The 23,291-nt window shown below is 66.4% G+C and carries 17 protein-coding genes; 2 read left to right on the top strand and 15 right to left on the bottom strand.

Annotated elements, in window-relative coordinates; genetic code table 11:
• Nucleotides 1–8: 8 nt before the first annotated feature.
• From ARC63_RS18470 to ARC63_RS18435, 8 genes are all read right to left on the bottom strand, one after another.
• Entirely contained in the window at nucleotides 9–2,567 is a 2,559-nt protein-coding gene (locus ARC63_RS18470; RefSeq protein WP_139042445.1) for a glycoside hydrolase family 3 protein, read from the bottom strand.
• Nucleotides 2,564–3,973 carry a sugar porter family MFS transporter gene (locus ARC63_RS18465; protein WP_010485699.1) on the bottom strand — a complete coding sequence of 470 codons (1,410 nt, stop codon included), beginning with the start codon at nucleotides 3,971–3,973 and terminating at the stop codon, nucleotides 2,564–2,566. The genes ARC63_RS18470 and ARC63_RS18465 overlap by 4 nt, the downstream gene beginning before the upstream one ends.
• A gap of 44 nt (nucleotides 3,974–4,017) precedes the next feature.
• On the bottom strand, nucleotides 4,018–5,352 hold the full coding sequence (gene xylA / locus ARC63_RS18460; protein WP_057504064.1) for a xylose isomerase: 1,335 nt from the start codon (nucleotides 5,350–5,352) through the stop codon (nucleotides 4,018–4,020).
• A gap of 43 nt (nucleotides 5,353–5,395) precedes the next feature.
• Nucleotides 5,396–6,889: a xylulokinase gene (gene xylB, locus ARC63_RS18455; RefSeq protein ID WP_057504063.1), complete on the bottom strand. Its 1,494-nt coding sequence runs from the start codon at nucleotides 6,887–6,889 to the stop codon at nucleotides 5,396–5,398.
• Nucleotides 6,890–7,050: 161 nt separating this feature from the next.
• Nucleotides 7,051–8,583, bottom strand: coding sequence for a tryptophan halogenase family protein (locus ARC63_RS18450; RefSeq protein WP_057504062.1), 1,533 nt, complete (start codon nucleotides 8,581–8,583; stop codon nucleotides 7,051–7,053).
• 11 nt (nucleotides 8,584–8,594) lie between these two features.
• Nucleotides 8,595–9,617 (bottom strand): cupin-like domain-containing protein, encoded by a 1,023-nt coding sequence (locus ARC63_RS18445; RefSeq protein ID WP_082587912.1) that lies wholly within the window; start codon nucleotides 9,615–9,617, stop codon nucleotides 8,595–8,597.
• 3 nt (nucleotides 9,618–9,620) lie between these two features.
• Nucleotides 9,621–10,379, bottom strand: coding sequence for a SapC family protein (locus ARC63_RS18440; RefSeq protein WP_057504061.1), 759 nt, complete (start codon nucleotides 10,377–10,379; stop codon nucleotides 9,621–9,623).
• A 130-nt stretch (nucleotides 10,380–10,509) separates the two neighbouring features.
• A complete protein-coding gene (locus ARC63_RS18435; RefSeq protein ID WP_029380038.1) occupies nucleotides 10,510–13,638 on the bottom strand; it encodes a TonB-dependent receptor in 3,129 nt (1,042 codons plus the stop codon).
• Nucleotides 13,639–14,047: 409 nt separating this feature from the next.
• Here ARC63_RS18435 and ARC63_RS18430 point away from each other — a divergent pair, with 409 nt between their 5' ends.
• On the top strand, nucleotides 14,048–14,608 hold the full coding sequence (locus tag ARC63_RS18430) for a fasciclin domain-containing protein (RefSeq protein ID WP_043395883.1): 561 nt from the start codon (nucleotides 14,048–14,050) through the stop codon (nucleotides 14,606–14,608).
• A 96-nt stretch (nucleotides 14,609–14,704) separates the two neighbouring features.
• Here ARC63_RS18430 and ARC63_RS18425 read toward each other — a convergent pair whose 3' ends face one another.
• Together ARC63_RS18425 and ARC63_RS18420 are read right to left on the bottom strand one after the other, a co-directional pair.
• The gene (locus ARC63_RS18425) at nucleotides 14,705–14,917 is read right to left on the bottom strand and encodes a hypothetical protein (protein ID WP_057504060.1); all 213 of its coding nucleotides are present in this window, start codon (nucleotides 14,915–14,917) and stop codon (nucleotides 14,705–14,707) included.
• Between the two features lie 106 nt (nucleotides 14,918–15,023).
• Nucleotides 15,024–16,205 carry a serine hydrolase domain-containing protein gene (locus ARC63_RS18420; protein WP_057504059.1) on the bottom strand — a complete coding sequence of 394 codons (1,182 nt, stop codon included), beginning with the start codon at nucleotides 16,203–16,205 and terminating at the stop codon, nucleotides 15,024–15,026.
• 294 nt (nucleotides 16,206–16,499) lie between these two features.
• Between ARC63_RS18420 and ARC63_RS18415 the strand changes: the two genes are divergently transcribed.
• Complete coding sequence (locus ARC63_RS18415) at nucleotides 16,500–17,747, top strand: arsenic transporter (RefSeq protein WP_057504058.1); 1,248 nt, start codon at nucleotides 16,500–16,502, stop codon at nucleotides 17,745–17,747.
• 24 nt (nucleotides 17,748–17,771) lie between these two features.
• Here the strand turns inward: ARC63_RS18415 and ARC63_RS18410 are convergent, their stop codons facing one another.
• The 5 genes from ARC63_RS18410 to ARC63_RS18390 all read right to left on the bottom strand — a co-directional run bounded on the left by ARC63_RS18410 (nucleotide 17,772) and on the right by ARC63_RS18390 (nucleotide 23,203).
• A complete protein-coding gene (locus ARC63_RS18410) occupies nucleotides 17,772–19,205 on the bottom strand; it encodes an OprO/OprP family phosphate-selective porin (protein WP_057504057.1) in 1,434 nt (477 codons plus the stop codon).
• Nucleotides 19,206–19,338: 133 nt separating this feature from the next.
• The gene (locus ARC63_RS18405; RefSeq protein ID WP_005409726.1) at nucleotides 19,339–20,115 is read right to left on the bottom strand and encodes an ABC transporter permease; all 777 of its coding nucleotides are present in this window, start codon (nucleotides 20,113–20,115) and stop codon (nucleotides 19,339–19,341) included.
• Nucleotides 20,099–20,932 carry an ABC transporter ATP-binding protein gene (locus ARC63_RS18400; protein ID WP_057504056.1) on the bottom strand — a complete coding sequence of 278 codons (834 nt, stop codon included), beginning with the start codon at nucleotides 20,930–20,932 and terminating at the stop codon, nucleotides 20,099–20,101. Before ARC63_RS18400 ends, ARC63_RS18405 begins: the two co-directional genes overlap by 17 nt.
• A 14-nt stretch (nucleotides 20,933–20,946) precedes the next feature.
• Nucleotides 20,947–22,005 carry an ABC transporter substrate-binding protein gene (locus tag ARC63_RS18395; protein WP_057504110.1) on the bottom strand — a complete coding sequence of 353 codons (1,059 nt, stop codon included), beginning with the start codon at nucleotides 22,003–22,005 and terminating at the stop codon, nucleotides 20,947–20,949.
• Between the two features lie 76 nt (nucleotides 22,006–22,081).
• Nucleotides 22,082–23,203 carry a 4-oxalomesaconate tautomerase gene (locus tag ARC63_RS18390; RefSeq protein WP_057504055.1) on the bottom strand — a complete coding sequence of 374 codons (1,122 nt, stop codon included), beginning with the start codon at nucleotides 23,201–23,203 and terminating at the stop codon, nucleotides 22,082–22,084.
• Between the last annotated feature and the right edge of the window lie 88 nt (nucleotides 23,204–23,291).

The raw sequence follows: 23,291 nt of genomic DNA, 5'->3' as shown, positions 1-23,291 counted from the left end.
CGCAGGCATCATGCTCCGCATCCGAGGGTGACCTCGGCTTCGTTCAGCGCACCCAGCGCGACGCGTGACACGGAGATCGTCATCGCATCGCCCGTCACCACCGACCACGGTCGGTCGATCGCGTCCAGCTTGGCGCCCGCCTTGGCCAGGCACTTCAGCGGCACGCCAACACGCTTCCACTGGCCTTGTGGAAGCGCCGCCAGCGACGACCCGATGGCGATGCGTGCCGAGCAGCCCGCGCCGCAACCGACCGACAGCCACACCTCACCCTGCGGCGCAGCGTCGACCCGCAGCGTGGTCAGCAGCATCAGGTCGCCGTTGGATTCGCGCTGCAGGTCCAGCGCCGTGTGCGACTGCAGTGCAGCGACGGCCTCGCCCTTGCCCGACCAGGCCAGGCGTCGCCCATCCTCCTGCGCCAGATGATCCACGCCGGTGATCTTCAGCCGGTCATCTGGCAATGCGTCCGGTACGCGGGTCACCGTCAGGCCCTGGCCAGCGGCATCCTCGAGTCGCAGCGCCATGCCAGGGCCTGCGTCACCACGCGCGAAGTAGACGCCGGTCGCGCCCTCGTTGCCGGTCACGCCCGATGCCTCCGGCAGCGCGGCCAGGTCGCCGTTGTCGGCGTAGGTCAGGCCGAAGCCGAACGCAAACAACGGATCGTAGTCCTTCTGGCCAACGTTGTTGGCGTACTGGGTGGCGGTGCGCGGCCAGCTGAAACTGAGCTTGCCCTTGAAATCGTGCTGCACGCGGCCATCGCTTCCGCGCAGCAGTACATCGGCAATGCCGGCGCCTTCCGAGCCCGGCAGCCAGGCAGCCACGAAGGCATCGGCGGCATTGATTTCCCGGTTCACCCAGAGCGGCCGCCCGCTCAGGAAAACCGCAACAACCGGTATGCCTTCGGCCTTGAGCCGCTTGAGCAGCGCCAGGTCCGTTTCGTTGCCGGGCTTGTAGGCCAGCGTCGGCCGGTCTCCCTGGAACTCGGCATAGGGGTCTTCGCCAAACACCACCACCGCCACATCGGGCCTCACTGCATAGCGACCGTCAACGGCAAGCACGGCTTCACCACCCGCCGCGCTGGCCTGGCGCGCGATGCCCTCATAGATCGTGTCCGCATTGGGGAAGTCCTTGCGGGTGGTGCCGGTGCCCTGCCAGTTGAGCGTCCAGCCGCCCGCCTGCTTGCCGACATCGTTGGCACCGTCGCCGGCCACGAGGATCCGCTGCTTCGGAGACAGCGGCAGGACGTGGTCCTGGTTTTTCAACAGGACCAGCGATTCGCGCACGGCCTGCCGGGCGACCGCGCGATGTGCCGGCGCGCCGATCAGTGCGAACTGCCCGCCGACGGCCCGCGTGGATGGCCTGCCGGCCTCGAACAGCCCAAGGCGGAACTTGACCCGCAGGATCCGGCGCACTGCATCGTCCAGCCGCTGCGTCGTGATCCGGCCGTCCTTGACCGCAGCCAGCGTCGTCTCGTAGAAGCCCTTCCAGCTGTCCGAAGCCATCGCCATGTCCAGGCCCGCGATGATGGTGGCCGGGCAGTCTGTGGTGGTGCAGCCCTTGACCTGTCCATGACCATTCCAGTCACCCACCACGAAGCCACCGAAGTTCATGCGGCCCTTGAGCACATCGGTGAGGTAATGCCGGTGCCCATGCATCTTTTCACCGTTGACGCTGTTGAACGACGCCATTGCGGTCTGCGCGCCGGCGGCGATTGCCGGCGGGTATCCGGCCGCGTGGATGCGCACCAGATCTGACTCGCTGATACGGGTGTCGCCCTGGTCCTTGCCGTCAGTGGTGCCACCATCGCCCAGGAAGTGCTTCACCGAGGCGATTACATGGCGGCCATCGAGGAACTCCGGTGTTCCCACCCTGCCCTGCAATCCCTCCACCATGGCGGCGGCATAGCTGGCCACCACCTCCGGCGATTCGGAGTAGCCTTCGTAGGTGCGTCCCCAGCGATCATCCTGGGGTACCGCAACGGTCGGCGCGAACGTCCACTCCATGCCGGTGACGCGGGTCTCCAGCGCGGTGATGCCACCGATCTGCCGCAGCAGCTCCGGATTGCGCGTGGCGCCCAGCCCGATGTTGTGCGGGAACAACGTGGCACCCATGATGTTGCTCTGCCCGTGCACGGCATCGATGCCGAACAGCAGAGGGATGGGCTTGCCGCCTTTGGACGTATCCATGGAGGCGTCGTAGAACGCGTCGGCCAGCGCCAGCCATTCGGCCGGCGAGGCGTCATAGCGGCCACCGGGATCGGAGTTGCCTCCGGCCAGGATCGAGCCGAGGCGGTAGCGGCGCACGTCGTCGGGGGTGACGCTGGCGATGTCGCCCTGCACCAGCTGGCCGACCTTTTCCTCCACCGTCATGCCGGCCATCAGGTCGGTGATGCGCTTCTCCAGTGCCGGATCCGCGGCCAGCGGCCAGGCGACCTTCGGCCAGGGATCATTGTCGGTAGCTGCGGCGGCGGCAGCCCGGTCCTGGCCGCGGCAGCCGAGCAATCCCAGCATCAGTGCGGCGACCAACGCGCCGCTGCGGATTACCAAGGCCTGCGATGTCATGGCGCTCATCCTTCCATCTGCTCCAGTTCCTTGCCCTTGGTCTCGTGCACATGCCGGACCACGAAAATCACCGAGATCACGGCAGCCACCAGGTAGATGCCGTAGGTGGCTGCCAGCCCTGCCGCGGCCAGCAGCATCGGGAACGTCACCGTGACCACGAAGTTGGAGGTCCATTGCGCTGCGCCAGCGACCGCCAGTGCCGAACCGCGGATCTGGTTCGGGAACATCTCGCCCAGCATCACCCACATCACCGGCCCCCAGGACAGATTGAAGAACACGACGTAGGCATTGGCCGCCACCAGCGCCAGCGTGCCCATGCGACCGGGCAGCTGCAGGTGCCCGTCCGCCAGCGAACCGCTGGCAAAGGCCACCACCACCAGTGCAAGCGACAGCGACATCCCTGCCGAGCCGAACCACAGCAGGGGCTTGCGGCCGATCCGGTCAATCAGCAGTACCGTGACAACGCAGGCACCGATGCTCAGCGCGCCGGACAGCACGTTGATCAGCAGCGCGTCGTTTTCGGAAAAGCCGACCGCCTGCCACAGCACGGCGCCGTAATAGAACACCACGTTGATGCCGACCAGCTGCTGGAAGCAGGCCAGCCCGACGCCGACCCAGACAATCGGGCGGATCCGCCCGGTCGCCCGGCTCTTCAGGTCGGACAGTCGAGGGCGATGATGGTCGTTGGACAACGAGGCATCGATCTCCTCGAGCGTGGCGCGGGCCTTGTCGCTGCCCAGCAGCCGGGTCAGCACCCGCAGTGCATCGTCCTTGCGCCGCTTCACCACCAGGTAGCGCGGGCTCTCAGGAATGGTCAGCAACAGCAGCAGGAACAGCAGCGATGGCGCGGCCTGCATCCAGAACATCCAGCGCCAGGCGGCCTGCCCACCCCACAGCGGTTCGGTCGACGCGCCCGCTGCAGCCGCCAGCAGGTAGTTGGACAGGAAGGCAGCGGTGAGCCCGGTGATGATGGCGATCTGCTGCACCGTAGCCAGGCGGCCGCGATAGCGGGCTGGAGCGACCTCGGCAATGTAGGCCGGCGAGATCACGCTGGCCGCGCCTACCGCGAATCCGCCCACCACCCTCGCCGCAATGAACCAGCCCGACGAGACCGCCGCCCCGGCACCGAGCGCCGACAGCAGGAACATCACTGCCGAAAGGATCAGCACGTTGCGACGGCCGAGGCGGTCGGCCAGCCGTCCAGCACTGAACGCGCCCACCGCACAGCCCAGCAGCATCGACGCGATCTCGAAGCCCTGCATCCATTCGCCGGACCGGAACGCCTGGTGCAGGCCATCCTGGGTGCCATTGATCACACCGCTGTCGAAGCCGAACAGAAAACCGCCAATCGTCGCTACCACGCTGATCAGTACGATCAGTCGTGTGTTTTCACCGCTGCCTGCTGCCTGGTTCATCCCCGTCCCCTTGAGTGCACCGTTGCGCCCTTCGCCTGCCGCGCTCAGCGCAGCAGGTATTGGTTGAGCAGGTTTTCGTAACGCTCCTGCTTGCCGCTGGCCTGGCGCGGTTCGCCGAGCCGGGAGGCCAGTGCCGCCAGGTCCGGCAGGCTGAGCGTGCCACGCTCGAAATCCTGGCCGGCACCGCTGTCGAAACTTGCGTAGCGCTCCTTGCGCCATTGCTCCCAGGGCGACTCGGTCAGCAGTGCATGGGCAACCTCCAGGCCGCGTGCGAACGCGTCCATGCCGCCAATGTGGGCAATGAACAGATCCTCCAGGTCGGTCGACTCGCGGCGCACCTTCGCATCGAAGTTCAACCCGCCCTCCAGCCCACCCTGGCGCAGCACGACCAGCATCGCGCCGACGGTGTCGTACAGATCGCTGGGGAACTGGTCGGTGTCCCAGCCGTTCTGCGCGTTGCCGCGGTTGGCGTCGATGCTGCCCAGCAGGCCGTGATCGGACGCGACCTGCAGATCGTGCTCGAAGGTGTGCCCGGACAATGTGGCGTGGTTGGCCTCGATGTTGAGCTTGAAGTCCTTGTCCAGCCCATGCTCCTTCAGGAAACCCACCACCGTGGCACTGTCGAAGTCGTATTGGTGCTTCATCGGCTCCATCGGCTTGGGCTCGATCAGGAAGTTGCCCTTCAGACCAATGCTGCGGCCGTAGTCGCGGGCCATGGTCAGGAAGCGTGCGACGTGCTCGATCTCGCGCTTCATCTGGGTATTGGCCAGCGACGCATAGCCCTCGCGTCCGCCCCAGAACACGTAATGCTCGCCGCCCAGCTCGACCGTCGCTTCCAGTGCAACCTTGACCTGCACGGCTGCACGCGCGACCACCGCGAAGTCAGGATTGGTCGATGCGCCGTTCATGTAGCGCGGGTGCGAGAACAGGTTGGCCGTGCCCCACAGCAGCTTCACGCCGGTGGCCTCCTGGCGCGCCTTGGCCAGGCCCACCATGTGCGCGAGGTTCTTCTGGTACTGGCCGATGTCATCGGCGTCCGGCGCCAGGTCGATGTCGTGGAAGCACCAGTACGGCACGCCCAGCTTCGTGAAGAACTCGAACGCGGCGTCCACCTTTGCCTCGGCCGTGGCCAGCGGCGACGATGCCTCCCACGGGAACTGCCGGGTGCCCGGGCCGAACGGATCGTGCCCGGCATTGCAGAAGGTGTGCCAGTAGCACACGGCGAAGCGCAGATGCTCCTGCATGGTCTTGCCGCCGATGACCCGGTTGGCATCGTAGACCTTGAAGGCAAGCGGATTGTCCGAGCCCCTGCCCTCGAACGGAATGCGGCCGACGCCGGGGAAGTACTCCTTGGCGCCGATGAAGGGCTGCGTGCTCATGGTGCGTGCTCCTGTCGTTGTACGGGGTGTCGTGGAGGAGCCATCAGCCGCGCTGCAGCGGCGTGATGGCATCAAGATGGCTGAGGAAGCGTGCGTAGGGCCGTGCATAGGCTTCGCTGCGGTCCGGATCCGGCCGTGCGGACAGCGCGGGATCGACGGTGACGTGGCGCGCGGTGATGTCGCTGATCGAGGTGGCGTCTCCCTGCGCCCTGGCGAACGCCCACAACGCCTGTAGCGCCGCTCCAAATGCCGCACCTTCGGCCTGCACCGGGACGTCCACCGGCAGGCCGAACACATCAGCCACCAGCTGACGCCAGGCAGCGCTGTTGCTGCCACCGCCGGTGAGCACGATGCGATCGAACTGCATGCCTGCGCGGACAAAGGCGTCGTAGCCGTACTTCAGGCTGTAGGTCGCGCCCTCCATGGCGGCGCGGTACACATGCGCCGGGGTGAAATTGGCGGTGTCCAGGCCAGCCAGCACGCCCTTGCCCAGCGGCAGGTCAGGGGTACGTTCGCCATTGAGGAACGGCAGCATCACCAGCCCGCCTGCTCCCGGTGGCGTCGCGCGCAGGTGCGCATCGCCGTCGCGAGTGCTGAAGCCGAAGGCACGGGCCACCTGTTCGGTCGCCACGGTGCAGTTCATGGTGCAGATCAGCGGGAGCCAGCCCCCCGTCGACGAGCAGAACGCTGCCCAGGCGCCGTCGGTATCGATCACCGGCGATCCGGAGTAGGCAAACAGCGTTCCGGAGGTTCCCAGGCTCATCGCCAGCCGACCTTCCGTGACGCAGCCGGTGCCGATCGCCGCCATCATGTTGTCGCCGCCGCCAACGGCCACCTTCACCGCCGTCGGCAGCCCCAGCGCGGCTGCCGCAGCAGGCGCGATATCGAACAGCGCATCGGGTGATGCGATGGGCGGCAGGCAGGCGGCAAGATCACGATCAGGGTCGGTTGCGCGCAGCAGCTGCTGCGACCAGGTGCGTGTGCGCACGTCCAGCCAACCGGTTCCAGACGCATCGCCAAGCTCGCAGAACCGCTGCCCGGTCAGCACGAAGTTCAGGTAGTCGTGTGGCAGCAGGATGGTCGCCATCCGCGCGTAGGCGTCGGTACGGTGGATCCGGGTCCAGGGCAGCTTGGACGCTGTGTAGCCGGCCAGGATCGGGTTGCCCGCCAACGCGATGGTCCGTTGCAACCCGCCCACGGCGTCCATGATCTGGATGCACTCGGCCGAGGTGCTGGTGTCGCACCACAGCTTGGCCGGCGCCAGTACTTCACCAGCATCATCAACCGGCACGAACCCATGCTGCTGGCCCGATACCGCCAGCGCGACGATGCGAGCGCGCAGCGAGGGATCGATCCGGGCAAAGCAGTCGCGCAGGGCCGACACCCAGTCGGCAGGCGCCTGTTCACGGCTGCCGTCGGTGCCGCTGTCCAGCGCGAGCGGCGCGCTGGCCGAGGCCACAACCGCCTGCTTCCGCGGGTCATAGACCAGCACCTTCAGGCTCTGCGTCCCTGCATCGATTCCTGCAACCAGACCCATCGAAACCGCCTCCATTCAAAAAGGTAGCGCTAACATTCCGTGGACTCAAAAAAGGGGCGTGATGTTCAGCCCCTCCTTGCCACCGCTCGCGTCATCGCCACCGGTGTTGCCGCACTGTAACCAGCTGCAGCGGAAAAAGCGTGCTGCAACGCAAAACCCTGCTACGCGTTTGCTGCCGTCGAACGCCACACGTCAACGCCGGACCTGCAGTACTGCGCGATGAACTCCGCCTGCGTCGGCATCTGCGCGGCGGCCTGCTGCACCGGCTGCTGGATGCCCTTCAACAGGGTGCGCAGATCGGCGTCGCTCACTGCCCGCGCCAGCGGGTGGGCAGGACCGGGCGCGATGCCCTGCCCGAGCAGCACGCTGGTCCACGATTCCACGCGGAACAGCTCGCCGGGGTCCTGCCAGGCGTGTGCGCGCTCGCGCCACGCCTGCAGCCGCTGCTGCAGCGATTCGGGCACGCGCATTTCGCGACACGCCTTCCACATCGGTTCGGTGCGCTGCGTTGCGTGATAGTGCAGGATGATGAAGTCGCGCACGTGCTCCATTTCCTGGCGGCTGACATCGTTGTACAGCTTCACCAGCGACGCACGGATGCCGTCGAACGGGAACAACTGGATCAGGCGCACCACCGCGCTGATCGTCAGATGGATGCTGGTCGACTCCAGTGGCTCGATGAAACCGCTGGCCAGCCCGAGCGACACCACATTCCCGTTCCAGGCCTTCAGCCGGCGCCCGCTGCGGAACGGCACCTTCCATGGATCGCGCAAAGGTGGGGCCCCGGCATCGCGCAGCAGCTTCGCTGCGGCCTCGTCATCGGACAGGTGGCGGCTGTCATACACCAGCCCGCAGCCAACGCGGTGCTGCAGCGCGATGTGCCAGCGCCACCCCGCTTCGTGGGCGATCGCGCGGGTATAGGGAACCGGCGGCGCCACCGCTTCGGTCTGCACCGCCACGGCCCGATCGCACGGAAGCCATTCGTGCCAGTCCTCGTAGCCGGTGCCCAGCGCCTGCTCGATCAGCAGGCCGCGGAACCCGGTGCAGTCGATGAACAGATCGCCCTCGATCACCTGGCCGTCGTCCAGCACCAGCGCCTGCACCGAGCCGTCGTGTGCGTGCTGCCTGACCAGGGCGATCCTGCCTTCGATCCGGCGCAGGCCGTGGGCCTCGGCCCTGTGGCGCAGGAACCGCGCATACAGGCTGGCATCGAAGTGATATGCATAGCTGGCCTGCGGCTGGGTGTGCAGCGAGAAGCGGTCGCCACGCGAGGCGATGCTCTCCAGGCAGAAGTCGCCCAGGTCCGAGGTCATGCCGCGGCGCAGGCTGTCCAGCCAGAAGTGATGGAAGGGAGCCGCCCAGGTGCCATGGCCGATGGTGCCGAACGGATGGAAGAATCGATCCCCCGGCAGCCGCCAGTTCTCGAACGAGATCGACAGCTTGAAGGTACCGGCCACCGCGCGCAGGAACTCCTGCTCGTCGATCTGCAGGAAGCGATGGAAGGTGCGGATCGGCGGCACGGTGGACTCACCGACGCCGACCGTGCCGATCTGCTCGGACTCGACCAGCGTGATCTGTAGTTGGTCACGGAACTGATGCGCCAGCGCGCAGCCGGCCAGCCATCCCGCTGTACCGCCACCGGCAATGACCACTTTACGGATGCGCCCTGCAGGCGTGCTCTCGGTATCCAACACGGTGCCCTCTCTCAACGGTTGAGCCTGCCCAGCAGCATCGCGCGCATGCGGCGGGCGCGCTGCTCGTCGAACGGTGCCAGCTCCCCGCGCGCCGTGTCAGGCAGGTGCTGCCCGGCGCGCTCGCCGGGGCCGAATACGTAGTATCGGAAGAGCCCTTCCCAGGCCTGCTTCTCATGCGCTGGCAGGTCGCGCACGGACCACATCGCGTGCTGTAGCGCCGCCAGAGGCGCCCCCAGCCAGGCCGGCGAGCTTCGCCACCAGTAGTTCACCAGCACGTTGAACGGTTCCAGGCTGCGTACATGGTGCCACCACATGCTGGGAATGAAGATCGCATCGCCCGGCCCAAGCACCGCCCTGCGTGCATGCGCCAGCGCGTCGCGGAAGCGTGGATGCCGACCGAAGTCGGGGTGTTCGAAGTCCACCACGCTGACCACCTGTCCACCCGGCGTGGGATCGAGCGGACCCGGATAGAGGTTGTCGATCTGAGCGGGCGGGAACAGCGTGAACTCGCGCTGCCCCACCGCGCAGCAGGCGAGGTTTTCGGGTGTGTCGAAATGGCACGAGGCCGTCACCCGGTTGCCGATCCAGATGCTGGCGGTGGCGTCGATGCCCTGCTTCGCCAGCCCGGCGTCGTTGGCCTGCGCGAATGACGGCAGCAGGGCCCGCTCGATCGGCAGCGAGGCCACGTAATAGGTTGGCGGCCGCGGCGCATGCAGCGTCGTGGCGATCTCTTCCAGCACCTGGGCCAGCAGGCCACGCCGCACTTCGAAGTTCAGCCGGGTGAAGTCCGCGCTGTAGAACGGGCGGCCTGCGATCTCGGGGCCGCCGAACGAGTACTGGATGGGCGCACCCGCATCGACGCTGCAAAGGTACACCATAGCGTCGTGCACGCCACCCAGTCCGGCCTGGACCAGTGGCCAACCGCTGGCGATGCCGCGCAGTACGACCGGCTCACCGGCGTCCACCAGGTCAGCCAATGGCAACGCGGCAGGATCGATGCCTTCCAGGATCCGCATCGGCAGGCTGGCTTGCACCGGTCAGTTCCTGACCGCCTGCGTGGTGCCGTCCTGGACGCGGAGACGGCGCTGCTTCTCGGCGATCAGGCGGCGCATGTTATGCAGCGAGGCAAGCATCAGGTATGCACCTTCCAGGTAACCGGCGCGGTTCAACGCAGCCAGGCGTGAACTGTCCAGCGCTGCCAGGCGCTCGCGGTCAATGCCGTGCAATCCGCTCACGCCCACGCGGTGATGCGGCGCGAGCTGCACATCAAGCATGACCGGCTGGATGAGCCCGCAGTCGTCAAGCATCGTGAACATATTGGCCGCGAAGGCACTCCCCTCGTGGATGCCGCGCAGCACGCCGGCGATGTGGTCCAGGTAGGGCGTGTTGCCGCCCTGCGGCAGGAACACCGGCTCACCGGCGCCGGCGGTGACGCGCGGATGGTCCAGGTCCACGTGCATCACCGCATCCTGGGTGAGCACGCCATCCACGTAGTGCTCCTGGAACCCGATCAGGAACGGCCCTTTGGCGGCCGCGCCAGGCAGGTAGGAGGCATTCCAGCGCCCGACCTGCAGGAACAGGTTCTCGTGTTGTTCGAAACCCAGCAGGGCCACGGACTGCCACGCTTCCGTCCCGGTTTCCCTGCGCAGGAAGATCGGATACTCACGCTGCAGTTCAGCGAACTCGCTGGGATAGGCCGGCACCATGCCCACCGCATCGCCGAACTGCGGCCCGAAGCCGGTGGCGACCTTCAGGTCCCGATGCGCGATGTTGTTGAGCATTTCATAGCGGGCCATCAGGATATCCAGTCCAGCGCGGGGTGGCTGGACAGCAGGGTAGCGCAGGCGCGACAGGTGCGGCGACACCGTCCCGGCACGGCACCGCTGGCGGGCAGCGGTGCCGTGCCGGACGCGTCGGCAACCAGGCTCAGAACTTGTAGCGGACGCCCAGCATGTAGCGCGGGCTCTGGTCTGCCAGCTTGACGATCATCTGCGACGTGCGCGAGCGCCACCGCACATCCTCACCGGTCAGGTTGATCGCCTCCAGGCTGAAGGACCAGTGGTCATCGAGCGCGTAGTTGACGCTGAGATCCCACTGCTCGTACGGCTCCACATAGTACGGATTGCGGCTGGAGCCCTGGTTGGCCAGGATCAGGTACTGATCGCGCCAGTTCCATGCCAGTCGCACCGACCACCCGTACTTCTCGTACATCAGCATGGCGTTGGCGGTGTCGCTCAGGCCGGTGAGCGAGAACTGGTCGATACCCGGATCGCCGCCGTTGTTGTAGCCGACATCACCTTTCACCACCGTGTAGTTGGCCAGTACGCCGAACCCGGTGTCACCGAAGAAGTACTGCCCGCCCAGCTCCCAGCCGTGCAGCTTGGACTTGTTCTGGTTGATCGGGCGATTGACGTTGAACTGGTACAGCGGATCGTTGGCCTGCCCATACAGATCGTAGGCCGCTTCGGTGGCCAGGACCTGCGCATCGGTTCCGTTGTAGGCGCCCAGGCCGGCAGGATTGTTGCGCAGCAACGCCAGTGCGGTGAACAGCGAGGTGTCGTTGGCCGAGCAGGCGGCTGCGTTGGCCGGCCCGACCTGGGCGACGCAGGCGCCGCTGGTCAGGAAGTCCAACGCCGCCCGCGCATCCGGCCCGGAGGTCGGGTCGGTGAGGCCGTACAGGCTTTCCTGGACGACGGTGTTGCCGATGAAGTTGCTGACCGACTTGTTCCAGTAGGTCAATGACACATAGCTGGCATCGGCGAAGTACCACTCCAGCCCCAGGTCGAGGTTGTCCGATTCCAGCGGCTTCAGGCTCGGGTTCTGCGAATTGCCGCTGGCGCGGGACGAGGGATCGATCAGCACCGAGCCGAACGGTTGCTGGGCCCCGGGTCCTGCATAGAGATTGCCGTACGGCGCGCGGGCGATGCTTTTGCCGAACGACACACGGCCCTTCAGTTCCTCGGTGAGGTCGATGCTGAAATCAAGGTTGGGCAGGATGTAGCTGTACCGCGCCTTTTCCGTGAAGGGCTGCTGCTCATCGGACAGCACGATGCGGAAATCGTTGTTGGCCTGCCACTCGATGGACTCGGGAACGGCAATGACCGAGGTCGACACCACGTCGGTGGTTTCATAGCGCACTCCCAGGCGCGTGTTGGTGCGCATGCCGCCCAGTTCCCCGTCCAGCTCTACCTGGAAGTACGCCGCCTTGGTCTTCTCTTCCACGAAATTGTCGGCCGCGCGTTGCGGGTTCACACCCAGGCCAACGCCGTACTCGCGCGACGCCCATTGCGCGAGCTGCCCGGCATTGCCGCGCCAGGCCGGCCAGCTGTTTGCACTGTAGTCGTCGAACAAGCCGACGATGCTGACCGGTTGAAGCAGGTCCATCAGGCCCGCGGCGGTATCCCGGTCCACGTTGGCCACGCCCCAGTCACCCAGGGTGGAGTAGGCCTCGGCGGCCTGGATGCGGTGGGTGGTGGACTTGTTGGTGTCCACGCCGAACTGGAAGCGGCCGTGGTCGAAGTTCCATTCGCCATCGACGCGCGCCTGCTTGATCTCGCTGATCTGGGTCTGCGCGTTGACGCGCAGCACCTGCGTGCCAACCTCGCCTTCCTGGAAGCCCGGATTGACCACGCCATTGGTCCCGGCGACCGCATCGGCGGTGCTGGGATACCAGACCTGGGTGCCAACCGGCAGGCCATTGTTGAAGTTCAACTCCTGCACCCAGGAGCCACCGCAATGCGGGCCACGGGTGCAGTTGTTGGTGCCGGCGATGCTCATGAAGATCGAACCACCGCCGGTGAGCGGGTCATTCGGGCGGCTCTCGTTCTTCGAGTTGTGCGCATCGAAGCTGAGCTTGAAGCGGTCGCTGACATTCCAGACGGCATTGAAACCCAGCGAACCCAGCTTGTATTCCTGCATGCTGCGCTGCTGTTCCAGGCCGAAATCCTTGGTGCCGGCGATTTCACGGATGTATACCGGCGTCGCGACGGCGCCACTGGTGTCGAACTCGACGTTGGTGTAGTTGCTGTTCTGCAGCCACATGCCCTGCTCGCCGCGATTCTCGGTGATTTCGTTGGTCGAGTAGGTGTAATCCACGGTCAGGGTCAGGCTGTCCGTTGGTGCGAACTGCAGCACGGCCTGACCGTTGACGCGTTCGCGTTCGAATTCGGAGAACGCGTAGCGCAGGTCGTTGGGCCGCGCGTAAAGCTGGCCGACGGCCGGGGCATTGACCACGGTCGGGTTGCCCGGCATCGACCCTGTCCACGGCTGCACGTTCCAGTAGTTCTCCGTGGCCTGCACCGAGCCACCCTTGCGCTTCTGCTGGCTCGCACTGAGGCTGACGCCAAAGGTCTTTTCCGGATTGCTGTAGCTGAAGATGCCCGACAGCTCCGGTGTCAGGTCATTGTCGAACGGCTGGCTCTGGTCGGAGACCAGCTTCGCCCCGGCGTTGGCCACGATGCCGGCGTGATCGAGCGGGCGCGAGGTCAGAATATTGATCGTCGCGCCGATGCCACCGCTGGGCACCTGTGCCTGGCTGGTCTTGTAGACCTCGATGCCATTGATGGCCTCGGCGGCCAGTTGCGCGAAATTGAAGGCTCGGGTACCGCCGTCGACACCGCCGATGGCCACCTGTCCGGAGGCACCGAACGCGTCCGCGCCCGGCATCTGCCGACCGTTGAGCGTGACCATGTTGAACTGCGGACCGAAGCCACGCGCGGTCACCTGCGCGCCCTCGCCGTCACGGCGCTCGATGGAGATGCCGGTGATGCGCTGCAACGACTCGGCAAGATTGGTATCGGGGAACTTGCCGATGTCCTCGGCGCTGATCGCATCGACCACGCCCGCCGAGTCGCGCTTGATATCCATGGCCTGGCTCAGGCTGTTGCGTATGCCCGTGACCTGCACTGCATCAAGCTGGGTGGGTTGCGACTGGCTCTGCGGCTGCTGCCCGGTCGCCGGTGCGGCGTCCTGCGCAAAGGCGGGATTGATGACCAGGGCACCACCCACGAAGGTGAACATGGCCCGGGACCGGAACTTCGCCAACGCGCGGCTCATGAACCGGACCTCGGGCCCGGGGTGCCACGGAAACTGCAGGTGCTCATGAAAGTCCCCTCTGACATACGATCGAATGGATGTACCGCCCCCTCCCAGGGGCACGCACGGGCGTGGCCCGCATTCCAAACCGAACAGCACGGGTGCTCGGGCACGCCGCGACTTACACTTGCTTTTCAAGCCTGCCAGGACAAACACGCGGCAAAGAAGGCAGCCTCCCGGACCCTGGATCCCCGTCCGACTGGTAGCGCTACCATCGCGTTGCAGCGGAGAGTAATCACCCCGGTTCGCGCTTGTCACCATGCAGCGCAGCAAACCAGCACAGCCGATGGCCCGGCTGCTGCATCCGGTCACGCTCACCCGACGTAGGAAAGATGCCCGCACTTGTGGGTCATCCAGAAAGGAACGCACCGTGAACGCTCTTCAGCGCATCGCCGCCGCAGTCGGCTTCGCCGTACTCGTTTCGTCCGGCTCCTCAGTTTTCGCCGCCAACACCGTCATCGTGGGCGGGGCAGAAATGTACCCCACCAGGACCATCGTCGAGAACGCCGTCAATTCCAAGGATCACACCACGCTCGTTGCAGCGGTCAAAGCAGCCGGCCTGGTCGACACCCTCAACGGCACCGGGCCCTTCACTGTTTTCGCGCCCACCAATGCGGCCTTCGAAAAACTGCCTGCAGGCACTGTCGATACGCTGGTGAAGCCGGAAAACAAGGCACGGTTGACCCGGATCCTGACCTACCACGTCGTCCCGGGCAGCTACAGTTCGGCCCAGCTTCTGGCCGATGCCCGCAAGCACGGCGGCAAGGCCACCCTGAAGACCGTGCAGGGTGAGCCTCTCACCGTGGCGCTCCACGATGGCAAGCTCTGGGTGATCGATGCAGAGGGTGGCAAGGCAGGCATCAGCGTTGCAGATGTCAGCCAGTCCAACGGCGTCATCCACGTGGTCGACACCGTGCTGATGCCCAAGTAGGCGTCCTCATGCAACGGGCATCCGGCGCGATGCCCGTTGCCCGGGCCGGTCATTCCGCCATCAGCATGCGGATGCCCGGCCGGCATGGCGCAGTGGCTACCACACCGGTCCCAGCAGCTTCGTCACTTCGGCCTCCAGTTTCTGCGCGGCCTCGTCCTGGGAGGCGACCTTGATGCACAACCCCGACTGCGCCGGTCCCGGCACCAGCTGGTAGCGGTTGATGGTGCCGCCACCTTCACCGTCCAGCGCTACCCGCGCCACTACCGTTCGGCCATTGGTGTGGAAGGTCCAGTCCTGATAATCAAACATGCTTCAGTAGGTGTGCGGCCAAGATGTCATCCCACTTTAGGCGGCACGACAGTGAAGAACGCTCCAGGAAGATGTTCAGCGCGCGTGGACATGATGGCGACAGGGCCTATTGCAGTGTCCGCGCCAACTGCAGGACATCGGCGAAGAAGGAGGGATAGTCGTCCTGTGGAGCGTTGTGGCTCTCGCGCCGGTGGATCAGGCGCACTGCGACGACACGCTGTTCCGGGATGATCATCATGTATTGGCCCAGGTAGCCGTTGGCGGCGAAGCCGACGACCGGCCCCCGTGTGATGTCGTAGAGATCGGCAAGCTTCAGCCCTCGCCCGGAGATCTGGCTGCCGTAACGCTGCGACCAGTCCGCGCCCAACTGATCGGCAAGGAAGGCCACCAGCGCGCTGCGGCTTTCGAATGCACGCCCTGCACTGGCCTGCAGTGCGCGCTGCACGTCGTCTTCCACCCTCCTTTGCACCAGCAGATCCTGTAGCCGGGGCTTGAGCTGGTAGCGTTCCCAGGCCGGTACCCGCCACCACAGCAGCCCGACATCTGGCGCACGGGCGCTTTCGGTCGTCATCAACGCGACCGACTGCTCACTCAGGAGACGTTTGCCATCCGGCGCCACGCCTCCTTCCAGCAACAGTTGCCCGATGGCGGCAAGATCGGCCGCGCGCAGGGACAGCCCGGCCATGCCCAGCGGGGTGCCTGCCTCATCCTTCATCCAGGTGTAGTGGGCAATGCCCAGGGGCTTGAACAGGCGCGCGTCCACATAGGCATCCAGCGGCTCGCCTGCCAGGCGCTCGACAATACCGGGCAGCAGGTTGGTGGCCTTGTTGTTGTAGGAGAACACGGTACCCGGGGCATCGCTCAGCTCGGCGGCCAGTGCCAGCCTGACCAGGTCAGGGGCCCCTTCCAGCTCTTCGCCCGCGTTCGCCACGTTCTGCAGGCCCGAGGTATGGTCCAGCAGCATGCGCACGGTAATGGCGCTCTTCCTGCCCTGCTTCCATTCGGGATAGATCTGGCTGACCGGCGTATCGATCGAAGCCAGCTTTCCTTCGTCCAGCAGCAACGCAATGGCCAGCGCGACGACCGACTTGGTGGCCGACATCAGGTGAACCGATTCCTGCCCCGCGGCGGGCTTCAGCTCAAGCAGCGTTTCCCGGTCGTGCATCACCAGGACCGCATCGGAATGCGCGCCGCGCGCGTTGCGCTCGATCGCGGCAAGGGCTTCGGCACGCGTCGCCGCTTGGGTGGGCCCGGCGATGCCGAACACCAGGGCCAGGGCGCAGGACAACCAGCAGGATCTTGGCATCGCAATCTCGTCCAATGAGCGTGTGTGCAGTTTGACTACATGTGTAGTCAAACTGCAGTGCCTGAAGTCATGCCGCGCTTGAGTGCTGAAGGTGGGCTGGGCGCCGCCCCGGCCCACCTGCAGCGCGGTCGACTGCAGCGGTCGCCATGCCGCGCCGCACGGTATGATGCGGCGACCCGGAACCTGCGATGATTGCAGCGGCCGCCCATCCGCTGATCACGCGCGCCAGGACCCCCTGCGCCGGGGTCGCTGCCGGTGCCGCTGAAGCCCCACTCCATGCTCGCCCCCCAAGCCCCCCTCGTGATCTGGGCAGCGGTCGCCGTTGCCACCATCGGCCTGCTGTTCCGTCCTTTCCGCATCCCCGAATATGTGTGGGCGTTGTGCGCTGCCGCCCTCTTGCCGTTGCTGGGCGCGGTGTCGCTGCACACCGCATGGGGCGCGGTGGCCGAAGGCCGCGACGTCTACCTCTTCCTGGTCGGCATGATGATGCTGGCCGAACTGGCGCGGCGCGAAGGCCTGTTCGATTGGGTGGCGTTGTACGCGGTCCGGCATGCGGGCGGATCCGGGCGACGCCTGTTCGACCTGGTGTTCCTGGTCGCCACGCTGGTGACGGTGTTCCTGTCCAACGATGCAACGGCCGTGGTGCTGACCCCAGCGGTCTACGCCGCCTGCAAGGCGGCGCGCGCCAATCCCCTGCCCTACCTGTTCGTCTGTGCATTCATCGCCAATGCGGCCAGCTTCGTGCTGCCTATTTCCAATCCGGCCAACCTGGTGGTGTACGGCCAGCACATGCCGCCGCTGCTGCAGTGGCTGGCGCAGTTCGCGCTGCCGTCGGCGGCGGCGATCGGTGCCACCTACCTGGTCCTGCGCTGGGTGCACCGGCGCGAGATCGCCCAGCCGCTGGTGGCCGCGCCGGCGCATCGCCCGTTGACCGACGGCGGCCGGCTGAGCGCACTGGGCGTGCTGTTCACCGGCACCGTGTTGCTGGTCACGTCCGCCTTGAACGGGCCATTGGGCCTGACCACGTTCTGCGCGGGCACGCTGAGTGTGGCGGTGGTGGCGATCCGCCAGCGGCGCAGCCCGCTGCCACTGCTGCGACACGTGTCCTGGGGCGTGCTGCCGCTGGTGGCGGGACTGTTCGTGCTGGTGGAAGCGGTGGCGCAGACCGGTGTCATCCAGACCGCGGCCAGCGCGCTGCAGGCCGTGGCGCAGGCGTCTCCCCGCCAGGCCAGCTGGCTGGCCGGTGGCGCGGCTGCGCTGCTGAGCAACGTGGCCAACAATCTGCCGGTCGGCCTGGCCGCCGGTTCGCTGGGGCAGATGGCCGACCTGCCGGCGCAGACCCGTGCCGCATTGCTGGTCGGCGTGGATCTGGGGCCCAACCTGTCGGTCACCGGTTCGCTGGCGACGATGCTGTGGCTGGTGGCGCTGCGCCGCGAGGGCGAGCATGTCAGCGCGCTCGACTTCCTGCGTGTCGGCGCGCTGGTGATGCCGCCGGCGTTGATCGGAGCACTGCTGCTGCTCTGATCGGCGCACGAGCGGCATGCGCTTCTAGAAGGCCACCTGCAGGCGGGTGTTGAAGGTGGTGCCTTCATCCCTGCCCTGGCCGGTGCCGCTGCGGTTGCGGGTCTGCCAACGGATCGCCTCGAACATCACGCGGCTGAAGTCGTTGAGATACCAGTTCGCACCCAGCGTCCACGCGTGGCCGGTACCGCCACTGGGCAGCTCGGCATAGTCCACATCCTCGTAGCGCCCCTTCAGTTCCCATGCCCCGGCGCCGCCGCGGGTGACAGGATCGGCCACCTTGACCCGGCCCCAGGTGCCGGCCTTGCCCGAATAGGCCGGCCTTGCACCGGCCAGGAACCAGCCCGCCGAAATCGCCCAGGCCTGGTGGTCCAGATCGTAGCGCCCGCTGGCGTCGGCCCCGCGCAGGTTGCGCGTACCCCATTCGCCGGTCGCCCAGGCCGGCCCGAAGAAGCCTGCCAGTTCCGCGCCATGGGCCGTGCTGCGCTCGGCGCCCAGCAGTGTGCCCGGCGCGATCTTGACCAGGTCGTTGAAGTGCCCGGCGATGGCCGAACTGCGGACGACGCCGCTGGCGCCTGCGGCGATCTCCTCGTGGAAGGCCCAGGCCCCCAAGTGCACCGTGACCGCATCGTTGGCCACCGGGTTCCAATGCACGCGCGTGGCCCAGGTCTGGCTGTCGTTGTCGGTGCCGGTGTTGTTGAGATCGTTGCCGGCCACCGACAGGCTGGCATGCCAGTCCTTGCCGTACACGCGCTCGGTCAGGCCGACACCGAACAGGCCGCGCTGCGGCAGCATCAGCGTGCCGACCACGTTGCGGTCCTGGAACGGCGTGTTGGACGTGCTGCTGGAGCCGTCGATACCCCGGTCGTTGAGGCGGTTGCCCACGGTCAGGTCGGCCGGCAGCCCGAACAGGCGGTGGTCCACGGTGGCGTAGACCGACTTCCACGCCACCGCGTTGTCGGCGAAGTCACCTTCCACCGCCCAGCCGAGGATGCCGTAGCGGCCTTCGGCGCCCAACCGCACCGAGCGGATCTCGGTACCGGAGATGTTGCGGTCACTCACTGAGGATCCATCGGTGCTGGATGCGTCGACGAACAGGCGTCCGCGCGGACGGAACACCACGCTGCCATCGGCACTGCTGAATTCCGGTGCGCCCTTGGACCAGGTGACCTTGGGCGCCTTGGCCTGGCTGGATTCCAGTGCGGCAATGCGGGTGTCCAGCGCGGGAGCCTGCGTTGCGACCGCCGCGCCGGAAGTGCCGCGCCCGCCCTCCACGGCACGCAGGCGCGCCTCCAACTGCTGGATCTGCAGCGCCTGCTGCTGCACCAGGCGTGAGAGTTCGGTCTGGCTCAGTGGTGCGGGAGGGGACGAAACAGCCTGGGCGCCAACATGGCCACTGGCCAACAGCAGGCCAAGCGCGACCGGCAGCACTGCCAGCGGCAGCACGGTGGAATGATTCATGGGCTCTCTCTCCGGCCAGCCGGCCCCCTGGCCCGGCGCTGGCCTGTTGCGGTGGTGCGGGGGAAGATCGGGGGAGGAAGTGCGCGCCGCCGGATCGGTCCGGCGGCGCGGCGGGCCGGTCAGCGCGGCCGGTTCAGCTGGTGGCCTGTGCCTGGGCGTTGGGACGCCAGGTGATCAGCTTGTTCTCGACCACGTCCAGCAGGGCGTCGATGACCAGCACGAAGGCGGCCAGGATGATGATGCCGGCGAACACGCCCACGGCATTGAAGTTGCCCTCGGCCTGCGCGATCAGGTAACCCAGGCCCGCCGAGGCCCCGAGGTACTCACCGATGATCGCGCCGACCACCGCGAAGCCCACCGAGGTGCGCAGCGAGGACAGGATCCAGCTGGCTGCTGCAGGGAAGTAGACATGGCGCAGCAGGTCGCTACGGCTTGCACCCAGGATGCGGGCATTGGCCAGCACCACCGGATTCACCTCGCGCACGCCCTGCATGGCATTGAAGAACGTGGTGAAGAACACCAGGGTGACCGCCAGCGCCACCTTCGACCACAGGCCCAGCCCCAGCCACAACACGAAAATCGGCGCCAGCACTACGCGCGGAATTGCGTTGAAGCCTTTGATGAAGGGGTCGAGGATGCGCGCCGAGCGTCGGCTCAGGCCCAGCCACACGCCGCCAGCCACACCCAGGCCGGTGCCGATGATGTAGCCCAGCGCGGTTTCGGTCAGGGTGATGTAGACGTGCTGGTAGAACGAGGTATCGGACAGCCAGGTCCAGGCCTGCTGCACGATCGCTGTTGGCGAAGGGAAGAAGAACGGATCGATCACGCCCAGCGCGATGCCACCTTCCCAGCCACCGAACACGGCGACCACCAGCGCGAGCTGGATGAACTTGTCAGTCTTGGCGTGCATAGCTCTTCTCCACTTCGCCGCGCAGGCAGGCCCAGATGTCGCGGTACAGGTCGGTGAAACGGTCATCCAGCTTGATCTCGGCCACATTGCGCGGCCGTTCCAGATCCACGTCGAAACTGCGCACCACGCGGCTCGCCGGGCCGGAGGACAGCACCACCACGCGATCCCCCAGGGCGATCGCTTCTTCCAGGTCATGGGTAATCAGGATCACCGAGCGCCGGTCCTCCTGCCACAGGCGCAGCAGCTCGTTCTGCATCAGGTGCCGGGTGTGGATGTCCAGCGCCGAGAACGGTTCATCCATCAGGATCACCTTCGGCTCGACAATCAGCGCCTGCGCCATCTGCACACGCTTGCGCTGGCCACCGGACAGCTGGTGGGGGTAGCGATGCTCGAAACCGGCCAGGCCGACCTTGGCCAGCCACGCGTTGGCCTTGGCCTTGCGTTCGGCTTCGGGCACGCCGCGGAAGCGCAGGCCGAGTTCAACATTCTGGTAAGCCGTCTTCCACGGCAGCAGCGCATCCTGCTGGAACAGGTAGCCGACCGACTCCTGCACGCCGCTGACAGTGCGGCCATCGATGGCTACTTCTCCGGAGGACGGTTTCAATAGCCCCGCCACGGAATTGAGGATGGTGCTCTTGCCGCAGCCGGTCGGGCCGACGATGGCAAGGAACTCGCCGTCACCCACCTGGATGTCGACATCACGCACGGCGGTGAATTCGCCGAAGGACATGGTCACCTTGTTGAGGGCGACCATGGTCTGTGCAGGCTCCAGCTGCGGCGCGCCGTTGAGCTGGCGCACGGTGGCATTGAGGGCCATGGGGTTACCTCCGATCACGGTTGGGCCGCCGGCGCCGCAGCGTGGGCACGCTCGACGAAGGCATTGGTGTAGGTCCTGGACAGATCGATGTTGGCCTTGGCCACATCCGTGTTGAACTCGCGCAGCACCTTCAGTGGGGTTTCCAGGTCGGCCGGCGTGAAGTGACCGTCCCGGGTAAAGATCGCGCGGGCGTTCTCCACCGCGCGGGCATAGGTGGCGCGGTCGCCGGAGACGTAGCTGTCCGGCAGCGCGGCAACGATCTCTTCGGCACTGTTGTCGGCGATGAACTTCAATGCCATCTGCTCGGCACGGGCGATCTTCTCGGCCGCTTCGGGGCGCTTGTCCAGGAAGCTCTGGTTGGCATACATCACCGAGGTCGGGTACAGGCCGCCATAGACCTGGCGGGCGCCGTAATCGCTGCGCGCGTCGAGGAGGATCTTCCCGACCTTGCGCTCGGTGATCAGGGTGGCGGCTGGGTCGTAGTTGACCAGCAGGTCGATCTTGCCCTGCTCCAGCGCGGCGACCGCCGCAGCACCGGAGCCGACGCCGATCAGCGAGACGCTGTCCACCGGAATGTCGTGCTGCGCCAGGAAGTGACGGACGAAGAAGTCCGACGATGAGCCCGGCGCGGTGATCCCGACCTTCTGCCCCTTGATGGTCTCCGGGCGGGCCGGATCGAAGGTGGCATCCTCTCGGCCGGCCATCACCAGACCGGAGTTACGCGAGAGCAGCACGAAGGCCACCACGTCCTTGCCCTTGGCCTGCATCTGGATGGTGTGGTCGTAGAAGCCGACGGCCACGTCGGTGGAATTGGCCACCAGCGCCTGCAATACCTTGGAGCCGCCCTGGGCGAAGTTCTCGGTCTTCACTTCGAGACCGACATCCTTGAAATAGCCCTTTGCGTCGGCGATGAAGAACGGCAGGTTGTTGAGGTTGTAGGAACCGACGCTGATGCGCACCGGTGCGTTGTCAGCGCTGCCTGTGGTCGCACCTTCGGCGCGGCCGCTGTTGCTGCACCCGGCCGCGGCCAGGCCGGCCGCGCACAGCGCGGCCATCAGGAACTGCTTGTACATCATCCCTCCCAGGAGTGAAGCATCTACGTTGTGGTGGCGGGGCAGGCACGCCTGTGCCGACCCAGCCGGTTTCAGATCATGCCGCTGACGTCCATTGGCGGTCTTGGGTGGAACCGGCCACGGCTGGCGCTGGCGTGGTGGCAAACACGCGGCCTTCGAACAGCCGGCGTGCGGTGCGCACCACGCTGGCAACGACCGGCGCGTCCTGCGAGCTGCGACTGAGGCCCACCTCCAGGGCCCCACTCGGATGTTCGAGGGTAATGCGGCCGGGAACGGACAGGCATCCGACCAAAGTGTGGGCCAGCGTGCCCGGCGTAACGGCGGCGGTGGCCAGGCCAACCGCACCGGTAATGGCCAGCGCGGTGTGGCATTGATGCGGCATGAAATAGCGCACCTGCAGATCGCCCCCATGTTGCGGCGCCGACAGCAGCACCGGCTTCGGAATGACCTTGTTGCCAGCGTCGGCGATGCCCATGCGGGCGCCCGCCTCGATGCGCAACGCTTCCAGCCGGCGCATGAATACCGCGTCCGCGTTCAGTTCGGCGGGCGGGGCATCGCCGCGCACGCCCAGGTCTTCGGCACGCACCAGCATCATCGGCATCGCGCAGTCCACCAGGCTGACCGGCACGCCATCAATGGTCTCCTGCGCGTGCCCGCTGGGCAGCAGCTTGCCGGTGCGGGCACCTGCCGCATCAAGGAAGGAGAGCCTGACCGGCGAAGCCGAGCCCGGCGCGCCGGCAATGCGCGTGTCACCTCGGTACACCACGTTGCCGCCGGGCGTTTCCACCGTGGCGACGATCAGCTTGCCGGTGTTGACGTTGTGGATGCGCACCTCGGTCTGCGGATCCTGCGCCTGCACCAGCCCACGCTCGATGGCATACGGGCCTACGGCCGCCAGCATGTTGCCGCAGTTCGGCGAGGTATCCACCACCTGCTGCTCTACCCGTACCTGGGCGAACAGGTAGTCGACATCGGCGTCCGGACGGCTGGAGCGGTCGATGATCGCCACCTTGCTGGTCAGCGCGTTGCCTCCGCCGATGCCATCGATCTGCAGCGGATGCCCCGATCCCATCACTTCCAGCAGCAGGCGATCGCGTTCGGCGGTGTCCGCCGGCAGGTCGCTGGCCAGGAAGAACGGGCCCTTGGAGGTACCGCCGCGCATGAGAACGCAGGGAATGCTGAGCAGATCGTTGGACATACGTGTGCTAGATTGATGCGCGTGGGGGATGAATGACCCCTCTGTGATTCGATACTGGCATGACCCCAATTGATCTGTGAATTGCTGA

It is taken from the genome of Stenotrophomonas geniculata ATCC 19374 = JCM 13324 (assembly GCF_001431625.1).
GTDB lineage: Bacteria > Pseudomonadota > Gammaproteobacteria > Xanthomonadales > Xanthomonadaceae > Stenotrophomonas > Stenotrophomonas geniculata.
This window is presented reverse-complemented; position numbering and strand designations above follow the sequence as displayed.

Bases quoted from the DNA above. Each gene is read 5' to 3' on its own strand.
- ARC63_RS18405 (WP_005409726.1), bottom strand. From the start codon at position 20,115: ATGCACGCCAAGACTGACAAGTTCATCCAGCTCGCGCTGGTGGTCGCC.
- ARC63_RS18415 (WP_057504058.1), top strand. From the start codon at position 16,500: ATGCTCGCCCCCCAAGCCCCCCTCGTGATCTGGGCAGCGGTCGCCGTT.
- ARC63_RS18435 (WP_029380038.1), bottom strand. From the start codon at position 13,638: ATGAGCCGCGCGTTGGCGAAGTTCCGGTCCCGGGCCATGTTCACCTTC.
- ARC63_RS18425 (WP_057504060.1), bottom strand. From the start codon at position 14,917: ATGTTTGATTATCAGGACTGGACCTTCCACACCAATGGCCGAACGGTA.
- ARC63_RS18440 (WP_057504061.1), bottom strand. From the start codon at position 10,379: ATGGCCCGCTATGAAATGCTCAACAACATCGCGCATCGGGACCTGAAG.
- ARC63_RS18470 (WP_139042445.1), bottom strand. From the start codon at position 2,567: ATGAGCGCCATGACATCGCAGGCCTTGGTAATCCGCAGCGGCGCGTTG.
- xylB (WP_057504063.1), bottom strand. From the start codon at position 6,889: ATGGGTCTGGTTGCAGGAATCGATGCAGGGACGCAGAGCCTGAAGGTG.
- ARC63_RS18400 (WP_057504056.1), bottom strand. From the start codon at position 20,932: ATGGCCCTCAATGCCACCGTGCGCCAGCTCAACGGCGCGCCGCAGCTG.
- ARC63_RS18395 (WP_057504110.1), bottom strand. From the start codon at position 22,005: ATGTACAAGCAGTTCCTGATGGCCGCGCTGTGCGCGGCCGGCCTGGCC.
- ARC63_RS18410 (WP_057504057.1), bottom strand. From the start codon at position 19,205: ATGAATCATTCCACCGTGCTGCCGCTGGCAGTGCTGCCGGTCGCGCTT.
- ARC63_RS18390 (WP_057504055.1), bottom strand. From the start codon at position 23,203: ATGTCCAACGATCTGCTCAGCATTCCCTGCGTTCTCATGCGCGGCGGT.
- xylA (WP_057504064.1), bottom strand. From the start codon at position 5,352: ATGAGCACGCAGCCCTTCATCGGCGCCAAGGAGTACTTCCCCGGCGTC.
- ARC63_RS18465 (WP_010485699.1), bottom strand. From the start codon at position 3,973: ATGAACCAGGCAGCAGGCAGCGGTGAAAACACACGACTGATCGTACTG.